General features: G+C 70.7%; 9 protein-coding genes. 6 read left to right on the forward strand and 3 right to left on the reverse strand.

Annotated elements, in window-relative coordinates:
- The first annotated feature begins 60 nt into the window (after positions 1-60).
- The gene (locus AC1DP3_RS10305) at positions 61-1,347 is read left to right on the forward strand and encodes a TetR/AcrR family transcriptional regulator (RefSeq protein ID WP_477293071.1); all 1,287 of its coding nucleotides are present in this window, start codon (positions 61-63) and stop codon (positions 1,345-1,347) included.
- Positions 1,348-1,655: 308 nt separating this feature from the next.
- Here AC1DP3_RS10305 and recQ read toward each other — a convergent pair whose 3' ends face one another.
- The 3 genes from recQ to AC1DP3_RS10320 form a co-directional block, all read right to left on the reverse strand.
- Positions 1,656-3,566, reverse strand: a complete 1,911-nt coding sequence (recQ, locus tag AC1DP3_RS10310; RefSeq protein WP_477293275.1) for a DNA helicase RecQ — start codon at positions 3,564-3,566, stop codon at positions 1,656-1,658.
- Positions 3,567-3,843: 277 nt separating this feature from the next.
- Positions 3,844-6,525, reverse strand: coding sequence for a DEAD/DEAH box helicase (locus AC1DP3_RS10315; RefSeq protein ID WP_477293072.1), 2,682 nt, complete (start codon positions 6,523-6,525; stop codon positions 3,844-3,846).
- 91 nt (positions 6,526-6,616) lie between these two features.
- Positions 6,617-7,534, reverse strand: a complete 918-nt coding sequence (locus AC1DP3_RS10320) for an SGNH/GDSL hydrolase family protein (RefSeq protein WP_477293073.1) — start codon at positions 7,532-7,534, stop codon at positions 6,617-6,619.
- Positions 7,535-7,705: 171 nt separating this feature from the next.
- On the opposite strand from AC1DP3_RS10320, the gene AC1DP3_RS10325 reads away from it, so the two are divergent.
- The 5 genes from AC1DP3_RS10325 (at position 7,706) to AC1DP3_RS10345 (ending at position 12,399) form a co-directional block, all read left to right on the forward strand.
- The gene (locus AC1DP3_RS10325) at positions 7,706-8,020 is read left to right on the forward strand and encodes a GNAT family N-acetyltransferase (RefSeq protein ID WP_477293074.1); all 315 of its coding nucleotides are present in this window, start codon (positions 7,706-7,708) and stop codon (positions 8,018-8,020) included.
- Between the two features lie 10 nt (positions 8,021-8,030).
- Positions 8,031-9,080, forward strand: a complete 1,050-nt coding sequence (locus AC1DP3_RS10330; RefSeq protein ID WP_477293075.1) for a pirin family protein — start codon at positions 8,031-8,033, stop codon at positions 9,078-9,080.
- A gap of 23 nt (positions 9,081-9,103) precedes the next feature.
- Positions 9,104-9,661: an ECF transporter S component gene (locus AC1DP3_RS10335; RefSeq protein WP_477293076.1), complete on the forward strand. Its 558-nt coding sequence runs from the start codon at positions 9,104-9,106 to the stop codon at positions 9,659-9,661.
- A gap of 87 nt (positions 9,662-9,748) precedes the next feature.
- Complete coding sequence (locus AC1DP3_RS10340) at positions 9,749-11,566, forward strand: ABC transporter ATP-binding protein (protein ID WP_477293077.1); 1,818 nt, start codon at positions 9,749-9,751, stop codon at positions 11,564-11,566.
- A gap of 5 nt (positions 11,567-11,571) precedes the next feature.
- On the forward strand, positions 11,572-12,399 hold the full coding sequence (locus tag AC1DP3_RS10345) for an energy-coupling factor transporter transmembrane component T (RefSeq protein WP_477293078.1): 828 nt from the start codon (positions 11,572-11,574) through the stop codon (positions 12,397-12,399).
- Positions 12,400-12,438 lie beyond the last annotated feature (39 nt).

Genomic DNA, 12,438 nt, shown 5'->3' on the forward strand with positions numbered 1-12,438 from the left:
GTAACTGAATGTGGACCCGAGCGCTTGCGCGCGGCTAGAGTCGACGCCGAAGGGGGCACTGTGAGCGTCACAACGGCAGCGCGGCCGGGGACAGCCCGACGAGCACGCACGGAGCGCACGCGCGCGGCGATCGTCGAGGCGGCGCACAGCGCCTTCGTCGGTCGCGGATACCGGGCGACCTCGCTCCGTGACATCGCGTCAGCCGCCGGAATCAGCCACCCCGGGCTGCTCCGCCACTTCGCCACGAAGGACGAGCTGCTCGCCGAAGTGGTCGCCGGGCTGGAGCGCGAGAACACGGCGCACCTGCTCGAGCGGGTGGCAGCCGACGAGCCGGGCCCGCTGGCCTTCGGCGAGATGGCACGCCGGAACGCGAGCGTCCCCGGCTACCTCGAACTCTTCGCGGCGCTCACCGGCGAAGCATCCACGCCGCTCCACCCGGCTCATGCGCTCATGCGTCGCCGGTATGCGCAGCTCATCGGGCTCTCGGCCGACATCTTTCACGAGGCTATCCAGGACGGCCTTGTCGCCCCCGACCGCGATCCCCGCGCTGAGGCGATCCGGCTTGCGGCGGCGTGGGACGGGCTTCAGCTGCTGACCCAGTACCTGCCGGAGCGCGTCGACGTCGGGGGCGCACTGGACGCGCACGAGGAGCTGCTCGCACTGCCGGTGGGCTGGCGTGATCCCCTGGATCAGCGCCGGCCCGGCACGCCCTCAGCCTTCGTGCCCCTTCCGGATCTGGGTGCGTTCGAGGTGCGGGCGGAGGCCGGCTACCGCGTGGGTCGGGATCGGCGGGCGCGCATTCTGGCCGACGCGATGGCGCTGTTCGCGCAGGACGGGTACGGCGACACGAGCCTGCAGAGCATCGCGCAGGCGGTCGGCGTGTCGAAGTCGACCCTGCTGCACCACTACCCCTCGAAGGAGGCGCTGCTGAGCGCCGTGCTCGCCGAGCGGGACCGTGGGATCCGGGTGCTCGAAGCGGCGCCGCGCCCCGAACGAGCGGCCGAGGTGCTGCGGGGAATCCCCCGGGAAGCCGCACACAGTGCGGAACAGTCACCGGGACTCGTCGAGGTGTACGCCGTCCTGTCGTGCGAGGCCGTGCCTGCCGGACATCCGGCGCACGAGTATTTCCGCACCCGGTTCCGCACCGTGGTCGACCACGTCACGGCGCTGCTGCGCGTCGCTCAGGTCGACGGCGACCTGCCGGCGCACCGCGATCCGACCTTCGAGGCGCTGTGGCTCGTCGCCCTCTGGGATGGGCTGCAGTACCAGTGGCTCTATGACCCGCAGGGTGTCGACGTCGCCGCCCACCTCGAAGCCCATCTGAAGGACCTGCTGCCTGTCGAGTGATCCGCTGCCGGACGGCCGCGCCGAGCGCTGCAGTTTCCTGCGAGGGCGCCGCCACCCGACGCAGCGCTCGCACGAAAGTGCAGCGCTGGATGCCTCGAAGCCGACGGGCGCGCTCTGTGCGGCCGCTTCCGACGGGCGCGCTCTGTGCGGCCGCTTCCGGCGGGCGGGCTCTGTGCAGCCGGTGGTGTTCGGCGCTCCGTCGGACTGCGGCGGGATCAGCGACGCCGCCGAGCGCTGCAGTTTCCTGCGAGGGCGCCGCCACGCGACGCAGGGCTCGCAGGAAAGTGCAGCGCCGGAATGGATGCCGCTCAGTGGGCGGCGATCACGGCGATGACGGCGTCGCCGTAGGTCTCGCGCTTCTTCGCGCCGATTCCCGAGATGCCGTCGAGCTCAGCAAGGGAGCCCGGTCGGGCGGCGGCGAGCGCGCGCAGCGTGGCGTCGGTGAAGACGACGTACGCCGGCACGCCCTGCTCGCGCGCCGCCTCGGAACGCCAGGCTCGCAGGGCCTCGAAGAGGCCGCGGTCGGCCGGTTCGATCGTCTCCGAAACCGTCGCGCGTCGCACGGATGTCGAGCCGCGCCGACCCATCACATCGCGTCGGAGCAGCACCGTGCGCTCCCCGCGCAGCACCTCGCCCGCGCTGTCGCCCAGCGCAAGGGTGCCGTACTCCCCCCGCGCGACGAGCAGCTTCGCGGCGAGGAGCTGGCGGATCACCCCGCGCCAGTCCTGCTCGGTGAGGTCGGCGCCGATCCCGAACGTCGACAGGTCGTCGTGGCGCTGCTGACGGACGCGGTCGGTCGCGTTGCCGCGGAGGATGTCGATGAGCTGTCCGGCGCCGAAGGCCTGGTTGCGCTCCCGCTGCAGGCGCACGATCGTCGACATCAGCTTCTGAGACGCCACCGTCCCGTCGAACGTCTCCGGCGGCTGCAGGCACGTGTCGCAGTTGCCACAGGGGGTGGATTGCTGCCCGAAGTAGCCGAGCAGGTTCTGGCGGCGGCATCCGACCGTCTCGCACAGCGCGAGCATCGCGTCGAGGTGCTGTCCCAACCGGGTCTTGAACGCGCGGTCGCCCGGGCTCTGGTCGATGAGCCGCCGCTGCTGCACGACATCGCCGAGGCCGTACGCCATCCACGCCAGCGCAGGCTCGCCGTCGCGGCCCGCGCGGCCCGTCTCCTGGTAGTACCCCTCGACCGATTTCGGCAGATCGATGTGCGCGACGAACCGGACATCGGGCTTGTCGATGCCCATGCCGAAGGCGATCGTCGCGACCATCACCACGCCGTCGTCGCGCAGGAACCGGGATTGATTGGCCGCGCGCACCGAGGAATCGAGCCCTGCGTGGTACGGCAGGGCGTCGATGCCCTGCTGGCGCAGATACTCCGCCGTCTGCTCGACGGACTTGCGGCTGAGGGCATAGACGATGCCGGCGCCCTCGGGCTGCGCCTCGCGCACGCTCCGGATGAAGGAGGCGAGCTGCTTGCGCGGCTCGTTCTTGGGCTCGATGCGGTACTGGATGTTGGGCCGGTCGAAGCTTGCGACGAAGTGCTTGGCGTTCGGGAGACCGAGACGCTGGGTGAGTTCCCGATGCGTTTCACGGGTGGCCGTCGCGGTGAGCGCCATGCGCGGCACACCGGGGAAGCGTTCGGCGAGGTCGCCGAGCGCGAGGTAATCGGGCCGGAAGTCGTGGCCCCACTGCGAGACGCAGTGCGCCTCGTCGATGGCGATGACGCTGAGGCGCCCGCGCTGGAGCAGTGCCGTGGTCGACGCGGCAGACAGGCGCTCCGGCGCGACGTAGAGCAGATCGAGCTCACCGGCGAGGAACGCCTGCTCGACCGCCTGCCGCTCGGGCGGCGCCTGCGTCGAGTTGAGATAGGCGGCGCGGACGCCGTTGCCCACGAGCGCGTCGACCTGATCGTGCATGAGCGCGATGAGCGGGCTGATGACGAGACCGGTCCCGGGACGCGCCAGGGCGGGCACCTGGTACGTGATGCTCTTGCCGGCGCCGGTCGGCATCAGGACGACCGCATCGCCTCCGCCGACGACCTGATCGACGATCGCGGCCTGGTCGCCCCGGAAGTCGTCGTAGCCGAAGACCTCATGCAGGATCGCGCGGGGAGGCCGGCCGCTGAAGTCGCGCGTGCGCGCAGGCAGGCTCACCGTCGGGGGCGCGGTACCCCACGGATCGTCCGGCGGCGCCTCGAAGTCTTCGGGCGGGACCATATCGTCAGGACTCCACGCGAGATCCGCGTACGGGTCAGCGCCCCACGACGAGACGGAGCCGGGTTCGGGAGTCACCTGTTCACGATAGTCGCGCGGTCCGACAGCGGCCTCCCCAGCGGGGTCACGGGCGGCTCCCGCAGTTGCCGATCGAGTGTGGAGGAGCGGACGCGGGCGAGGCGGTCGGCATCCGATCGTCCACTGCTGCAGTTTCCTGCGAGCGCTGCGTCGCGCGATGGCGCGGTTGCAGGAGAGTGCCGCGCTCGGTGATCCCGCACGCTCAGAGCCGCACGACCTCGGTGACCCGCAGGATCGCGGTCCCCTCCTCCTCCGAAGCGGCCAGGTCGACCTCGCCTCGGATCCGCCAGTCGTGGTCGCCGGCAGGGTCGTCGATGATCTGCTCGACCCTCCAGATTCCGGATGCGGCAGCATCCGCCTCATCGATCTCCACGAGTCGCGGCGAGCGGGCCGCACCGCCCGTGAGCATCTGGTCGTGATCGTCGAAGTACGCGTCGAGCGCCGCGGGCCAGTCGACATCCGGGTCGAGGGCCACCAGTTCGTCGTCCTTCTGCAGCGCGGCGAGCTGGACGCGACGGAAGAGCTCGTTGCGCACGAGCACGAGGAAGGCGCGGCGGTTCGTGAGGACCGACGGCGGGGCGGGCGGGACGACCGGTGCGTCAGGATCGGCCGCGGGAGAGACGAGCGCTTCCCACTCGTCGACGAGGCTCGAATCGACCTGCCGGACGAGCTCGCCGAGCCACGCGATGAGGTCGAGGAGGTCTGAGGTCTGCGCCTCGGCGGGCACCGTCTGGCGGATCGCCCGGTAGGCGTCGCTCAGGTAGCGCAGCACGAGGCCCTCGCTCCGGGCGAGCTGGTAGACCGAGATGAGCTCGGCGAACGACAGTGCGCGCTCGAACATGTCACGCACCACCGACTTCGGGCGCAGCTCGAAGTCGCGGATCCAGGGCTGGCTCGAGGCGAACACCTCGTACGACTGCATGAGCAGCTCCTCGAGCGGCTTGGGATAGGTCACCGCTTCGAGCGCCTCCATGCGCTCCTCGTACTCGATGCCGTCCCGCTTCATCGCCGCGACCGCCTCTCCGCGCGCGAGGAACTGCTGCTGCGACAGCACCGGCCGCGGGTCGTCGAGAGTCGACTCGATGATGCTCACGACGTCCAGTGCGTAGTGCCCGGTGCCGACGAAGGACGGCCGGGAAGCGGCATCCGTCCCCCGCACCGTGGAGTCCTCGGCATCCGTCCCCGCCGATGCGGTGTCATCCGTCGCTCGGAGCTTCGCGGCGAATTCGGACGGATCAGACTCGATCATCCGAGTTTCGTGCGCTGGTCCGGAATTCGCAGGGGCGCGGGATGCTGTGGCCGACGCCTCGGGATCCAGCAGGCCGATCGCCGCGAGCGCGAACGGCGACAGGGGCTGGTTGAGCGCGAAGTTGGGCTGCAGCTCGACCGTGAGGCGGATCTCGCCGGTCGACGGGTCCACGGTGACCACCTCGGCGGCGCGCAGCGTGCGGAAGATGGCGAGCGCGCGCCGGGCGAGCTCGTACTGCCTGGCGCGGGGCTCGTGGTTGTCGAGGACGAGCGCGCGGACGTTCCGGAAGACGTCGCCCCCGCGTGCGATGACGTTGATCAGCATCGCCGCGGTCAGCTGCAGCTGCGGCACGAGGGGCTCGGGCTCGGCATCGACGAGCCGCTCGAACGACGCCTTGCCCCAGTTCACGAAGCCCTGCGGCGCCTTCTTGCGCACGATCTTCTTGATCTTCTTGGGGTCGGTCCCGGCCTTGGCGACCGCCTCGGCGTTCTCGATGTCGTGTTCGGGTGCCATCACGACGACGGTTCCGGCCGTGTCGTACCCGGCGCGCCCGGCCCGCCCCGAGATCTGGTGGAACTCACGGGCGCTGAGCTGCCGCATCCGCTGTCCGTCGTATTTGGCGAGCGCCGTCACGAGCACCGTGCGGATCGGCACGTTGATGCCCACGCCGAGGGTGTCGGTGCCGCAGATGACCCGCAGCAGTCCGCGCTGGGCGAGCGTCTCGACCAGGCGCCGGTAGCGCGGGAGCATGCCGGCGTGATGCACGCCGATGCCGGCGCGCACGTAGCGCGACAGGGTGCGGCCGAACGCCGTGGTGAACCGGAAGCCGCCGATCGCCTCGGCGATGGCGTCGCGCTGCTCGCGGCTCACGATCCGGATGCTCGAGAGCGCCTGCGCCCGCTCCATCGCCGCAGCCTGCGAGAAGTGCACGATGTAGACCGGAGCCTGGCCCGTCTGCAGCAGCTCTTCGACCGTCTCGTGGACCGGCGTCACCGCATAGGAGAAGTGCAGCGGCACGGGCCGCTCGACGCCGGTGATGCGCGCGACCGGCCGCCCGGTCCGGCGCTCGAGGTCTTCCGCGATGGCCGTGACGTCCCCGAGGGTCGCCGACATCAGGATGAACTGGGCTCGGGGCAGCAGGAGCAGCGGCACCTGCCATGCCCATCCGCGGTCGGGGTCGCCGTAGTAGTGGAACTCGTCCATCACGACCTGGTCGACCGCGGCATCCGCTCCCTGACGAAGCGCGAGGTTCGCGAGGATCTCCGCCGTGCAGCAGACGATCGGCGCGCCGGAGTTGACCGACGAGTCGCCCGTCACCATGCCGACGTTCTCGGCGCCGAAGATCTCGACGAGAGCGAAGAACTTCTCGCTGACGAGTGCCTTGATCGGGGCCGTGTAATAGGTGCGACCCCCATGCGCCAGCGCGAAGGCGTGGGCCGCGACCGCGACGAGCGACTTTCCTGTGCCCGTCGGGGTGGACAGGATGACGTTCGCCCCCGAGACGATCTCGATGACGGCTTCGTCCTGGGCGGGGTACAGCGTGAGCCCTCGATCAGCAGCCCAGTCGACGAAACCCGCGTACGCGGAGTCAGCGTCGACGCCGACGGGCACGCGCTCGCGCAGGGTGGATGGCATCACATGAGTCTGCCAGGCCGGGTCGTGAGACCCGGCCTGGCGGAGAAGGTGTGGGCGAGCGAATGCCGGCCCTACCGGGATGGAACGCCGGCTAAGGCGCGACGAGCGTCCCCGCGATGGTTTGCGCGTAGGCCACGTGACCGGCGGCATTCGGGTGGAATCCGCGATCGGCCGGCTTGCCGGAGATGAGCCCGCTGATCCAGCGCTCGCCGCTGTCGCACAGGCCGTGGCCCGCGAAGGCGTCGACCACGTCGACGTACTCGACGCTGTCCTCCCAGCCGTACATCGCCAGGAAGCCTGCCTTGTAGGCCGCCACTCCACCTTCGACTGCGTCGTTGAGACCGGCGACCTCCTCCAGGCCGGGAACATGAACGCCATCGACAGCGACATTCAGCATTCCGCCCTGGGGCTGGCTGAACTTCATCGGAGTACCGGCTGCAACGGCACCGACGCTGCACGTTCCACTGAAGTTTCCGAACAGCTTCGGGTACCCGGTCACCCTGATCGTCGCCGTTGGCGCATAGGTCCTGACGGCCATGATCGCGCTGACGATGCCCTGGCCGACACCAACACCCGCCGGGCCGACGTTGCTGAGCACGAACGAGCACGCCGGAAGCGAACCCAGGTTGCTGCAGGCTCCGACCGCGTCGAGCCAGGGGAGATCGTTCACTCCCGCCGAGATCGTGACGAGCTGAGTGTCTTCTCCCAGAATCCCGTGTTCTCCGAGATTCATGGCCTGGGCTGCGACGGCTCCGGTGTTGGCACCCGAACACGCGGCCGACTCGACGCTCCCACCGAGCATCTGCGCGAGCAGCGTCGGATACGCCTTCTTCGACCGGAGGCAGGTCGAGTCGTAATACGGCATGAGGCCATTGCCGGCGGCCACCGAGTCCCCGATGGCCACATAAGCTGCGCCATCCATCTCGTCGGCAGCAGCGGGCGAGACGCCCGCCCCGACCGTGCAAGCGAGCGCCGCGGCAGCAAGCGCGGCGATGATGCGTCGTTTCATGATTCCCCTTTGAATCGCGCGAACGGTCGTTCGCTCCCCAAGAGCGGATCGGCGACGGCGAAGACGGGGCCGATCAAGGCTGACGATAGACCTGTTGCAAGGCGGCCACCAGGGCACGGCCCGCACCGGAATGACGCGCGGTACCTTGTGAGTGACGACGAAAGGACACCCGTGAGCGACCTCGAGACCACCGTTGCCCGTGACGACGTGAAGCATCGCTATGAGGTCCGCGTGGGTGACGTGCTGGCGGGCTTCACGATGTTCCGCATCGACGCCCAGGGGCGCCTCAACTTCCCGCACACCGAGATCGACCCGGCCTACCGCGGACGCGGGCTGGCGCAGGCGGTCGTCGCCGAGGCGATGACGGATGCCGCACGCCGAGGCGAGACGGTCGTTCCCCACTGCCCGGTGGTGACGGCCTACCTCCAGAAGCACGAGGTGCCGGGCCTCACGGTCGACTGGCCCGACCACGCCGTTCCCGAGTGAGGGCGCGAGCATGACCAGGCTGGACGCCGAGGCCGGCGTCACCATAGAGGCCGCGACCGAATGCGACGGTCCGCGCGCGCTGCTGCTCGAGTCGCGGGAAGTGCCGCTGGGCGGTGTGCGGGCGATGGAGGTGCACCGCACCCTTCCGCAGCGCGACCTGCCGCTCGTGGGCGCCTGGTGCTTCCTCGACCGCTTCGGCCCTCAGGTGACGACCATGCGTGTGGAGCCGCATCCGCACATCGGACTGCAGACGGTCACGTGGCCCTTTCACGGAGAGGTCCGCCATCGCGACTCGGTCGGAAGCGATGTGGTCCTCACACGAGGTGCCCTCAACCTCATGACGAGCGGCGCCGGCATCTCCCACTCCGAGTACTCGGTGGGCGAGGAACCCAAGCCCCTCGATGCGCTGCAGCTCTGGATCGCGCTCCCCGAATCGCGACGACACGGTGCGCCCGCGTTCGAGCGCCACGAGTCCCTCCCCCGGCTTTCGCTCCCCGCGGCAGAGGGTGCTCCCGGTGAGGCGATCGTCGTCATGGGGTCGCTCGGGGGCGTGCAATCGCCCGCCACCGCCTACACCCCCATCGTCGGAGCCGAGCTGAGCATCCCTGCCGGCTCGCGCGTGCGCATCCCGCTCGATCCGACGTGGGAGCACGCGCTCGTCGGAGTCGAGGGCGTCGCGGTGGTGCTCACCGACGCCGAAGGCCCGGCGGAAGACACCGGCGCCGGCGACCCCGCGGCCGCTGAAGCCCGGTCCGGCGCCGACAGCGCGATCGAGCTGGACCAGCGGCACCTGCTGTATCTCGGCACGCACCGCGAGAGCATCGAGGTCGCAGCGCCCGAAGGCGCCACCCTCTTCCTGCTCGGTGGCGAGCCCTTCGAGGACGACATCGTGATGTGGTGGAACTTCGTGGGGCGCTCCCACGAGGAGATCGTCGAGGCGCGCGAGCAGTGGGAGGCGCGCTCCGACCGCTTCGGTCGGGTGGTCGACCACGGCGACGAGTGGATCCCCGCCCCGCCGCTGCCGGCCGTGCGGCTGACCCGGCGCCGACGCCGGGTGTGAGGCCCGCGAAGTACGCTGGTGCGGTGCCCACTGCCCAAACGCGCCTGACCACCAGCGTTCTGCTGACGTGCGCGGCGATCGGCGTGGCGACGGGCGTGCTCGGCGGTGTCGCGGGGTGGCTCACTCCGGTGGTGCTGGCCACGGTGCCGATCCTCTACGGCATCATCCTGGGCGCGCACGTCCTGCCCGGCATCATCGCGCAGGAGCTCATCCGCCTTCCGTGGGTCGCACTGATCTCGCACGTCGTGGCCGCCCTCGTCGCGAGCGCGATGGCCCCGCAGTGGGCGCCACGGTTCATCGGCACCGCCATCCTCTTCGGCGGCATCCAGGAGCTCGTCGCCGCACTGACCCGCTATCGCATCTGGAGCGCCTGGCGCTTCTTCATCTCGGCGATCGTCATCGGCGGCGTGGTCGCGGTGGCGGTCGCGTTCGCCGCTCACCTGTCGACACTGGCGCCGTGGGCCCAGGTCGTGTACCTCGTCGTGGCCGTGCTCGGACCGGTGGTGTGGACGGCGGTGGGTCTCGGTGTCGGGTCGGGGCTGCGCCGGGCAGGGGTCGCGCGCAGCGCAGCCGCGCGGTGATCAGGACGGCGCCGAGGGCGGTCACGAGAACTCCTCATCGAAGCTAGGTTGAGGGGGTTCCCCGCCCCTCCCAGCACTGGAAGATCCGTGAGCCCACCGCGACGCGAGAAGTCCGCCGCACCCGCGGCGGCGACGGCGCAGCCCCTTCTCGCAGTGCAGGGCCTGTCGATCACTCATGCCGGGGCGGATGCCGCGACCCCCGCCGCCGTCACGTTCGCCGTGCGCCCGGGCGAAGTGGTCCTCATCCTCGGGCCGAGCGGTTCGGGCAAGTCCACACTCGCCCTGGCGCTCAATGGACTCATCCCCCAGGCGGTTCCCGCCACGGTGGACGGTCGCATCGTGGTCGCCGGGCTCGATACCGCCGCCGAGACCGTCGCGACACTCAGCACGCGCGTCGGCATGGTGTTCCAGGACCCTGACGCCCAGCTCGTGACCGGGACCGTTCTCGACGAGGTCGCCTTCGGACCCGAGAATCTCCGGATGCCGGTCGCCGACGTCCTCAGCCGTGCCGAGGCCGCGCTGCGTCGGGTCGGCCTCTGGGACCGCCGAAGGGACAACCCCGACCGCTTGTCCGGGGGCGGACGACAGCGGCTGGCGATCGCCTGTGCGCTCGCCATGGGCTCGCCGCTCCTGGTACTGGACGAGCCGACGGCGAATCTGGACCCTCAGGGAATCGACGAGGTGTACTCGGCCCTCGCCGAGGTCGTGTCGGCGGGTGATCGGGCGATCGTGCTCGTCGAGCACAATCTCGACGCCGCCGTCGGGCTGGTCGACCGGGTGGTGGTGCTCGACCATGACGGCCGGCTTGTCGCCGACGGTCCGACCGACATCGTGCTGCGCCATCGCGCCGGCGAGCTGCACGCGCTGGGAGTGTGGCTTCCGACATCCACCCTGGCCGCGCTTCGCCTGCGGCGAGCCGGCTTCAGACTCGAGCCGCTCCCGCTGACACCGGAGGAGCTGCGGGCCGCGCTCCAGGCGGAGGATCAGCCGGCGGGCGGCGGCCTCTCGACGAGCCCGGGTGCCGTTGCGGGGTCGGAGCGTGACGAGCCGACCCCTCCCGGCCGGCCGGAGCCGCTGATCGCGGTGCGGGGGCTCACGCTCGATCGAGGTCGCACGCGCGTGCTGCACGGCATCGACCTCGATGTCGGCACGGGTGACTTCGTCGCGATCGTCGGCGCGAACGGCGCCGGCAAGACGACGCTCATCCAGGCGATCGCCGGGGTCGTGCGACCGCCGCGCGGCAGCGTGCGGATCGCCGACCCTTCGGAAGGGTCACGACACGGTCTGGATGTCGGCCGCGCCGACGCACGCACGCTCACTTCACGCATCGGCTTCGTCTTCCAGAACCCCGAGCACCAGTTCATTGCGCACACCGTGTACGACGAACTGGCGCACGGCCTGCGTCTGCGCCACCTGCCCGACTCCGAGGTCCGCGAGCGCACCGAGCAGATGCTCGAGCGCTTCGGACTCTCCGCCAAGGCGCAGACCCATCCGTTCCTCCTGTCCGGCGGGCAGAAGCGACGACTCTCGGTCGGCACCGCCCTCATCGCGGGGGCACCCGTGCTCGCCCTCGATGAGCCGACCTTCGGCCAGGACCGCGCCCGGGCCGACGAGCTCCTCCGACTGCTGAGGGAGCTGAACAGCGAAGGCACGACCATCCTCGTGGTGACGCACGACATGCAGCTCGTCACCGAGCATGCGGACCGCACGGTCGTGCTCGCCGGGGGCACCGTCCTCGCCCAGGGCGCGACGGCCGACGTGTTCGCGGACCCTGCGCTCATCGCAGCAGCAGGGCTCCGGCTTCCGCCGCTTCGGCGCGCGCTCGAGGGGCTGTCGCAGCATCCGGCCCTTTCGGGGGTCGTCCGGCTGGCAGACCTGCCCGGTTCCCCGGTGGTCCGATCGTGACCGGCGTGGCGGAGCGCCCGGCCGCGCCGGGCGACCCGTACGCCGACGCCCCGGCCGCCTCGGCCGGGCGGTTCCTCTACCAGCTCAATCCACTCGCCAAGCTCGCCGGCCCCGCCCCCGCGATGCTGCTGCTCGTGTTCGTCCGGGATGCCGCCACCCCGCTCGCCTTCCTCGCGCTCGCCTACGCGATCCTCCTCGTCGGCGTGCGGTTCACACGGCGGCTCGCGCTCATGCTGTTCGCGGCGATGCCACTCGGCGTCGCCGCGCTCGGGCTGGGGTTCTCGGTGTGGACCGACCCGGCGGGTGTCGATCAGAGCGTGGTCGTCCTCCAGCTCGGATCCTGGACCCTGTACGGCGGCATGCTGCAGATCGGCTTCGCCACCGCCCTGCGGCTTGCCGCCATCGTCAGCCTGTCGCTGATCTCGGGACTCAGCACGACGGGCCCCGACTTCGCACGATCCATGGTGCAGCAGCTTCGCGTGCCGTATCGCATCGGCTATACGGCGCTGGCGGCATTCCGCTTCGTCCCGCGCTTCGGTCACGAGCTCGAGGTCATCCGCCAGGCCCATCGCGTGCGCGGCGCCCACGGTGGCCGGGGGCCGTTCGCCGCGCTCGCGAGGTGGGCCGGCTACGCGGTGCCCCTCCTCGCCGGCGCCATCCGACACGCCGAGCGGGTCGCGCTCGCGATGGACGCCCGCGCCTTCGGCGCCCATCCCGACCGCACCGAGCGGCATCTCGTGCCCTGGCGGGTCCGTGACACGGCATTCGTCACACTGTTCTGCGCGCTCTCGGCCGCCTTGTTCTGGATCCTGTTCCCTTGGGGACTCACCTGAATCGATCAGTCCGGGATGCCGTGCGCAAGGCCCGCGGCG

Source organism: Microbacterium sp. P5_B6, assembly GCF_056400345.1.

Excerpts from the sequence above, each read along its gene's own strand:
- recQ (WP_477293275.1), bottom strand. The coding sequence starts at position 3,566 with ATGGTCCCGCCCGAAGACTTCGAGGCGCCGCCGGACGATCCGTGGGGT.
- AC1DP3_RS10315 (WP_477293072.1), bottom strand. The coding sequence starts at position 6,525 with ATGCCATCCACCCTGCGCGAGCGCGTGCCCGTCGGCGTCGACGCTGAC.
- AC1DP3_RS10320 (WP_477293073.1), bottom strand. The coding sequence starts at position 7,534 with ATGAAACGACGCATCATCGCCGCGCTTGCTGCCGCGGCGCTCGCTTGC.
- AC1DP3_RS10330 (WP_477293075.1), top strand. The coding sequence starts at position 8,031 with ATGACCAGGCTGGACGCCGAGGCCGGCGTCACCATAGAGGCCGCGACC.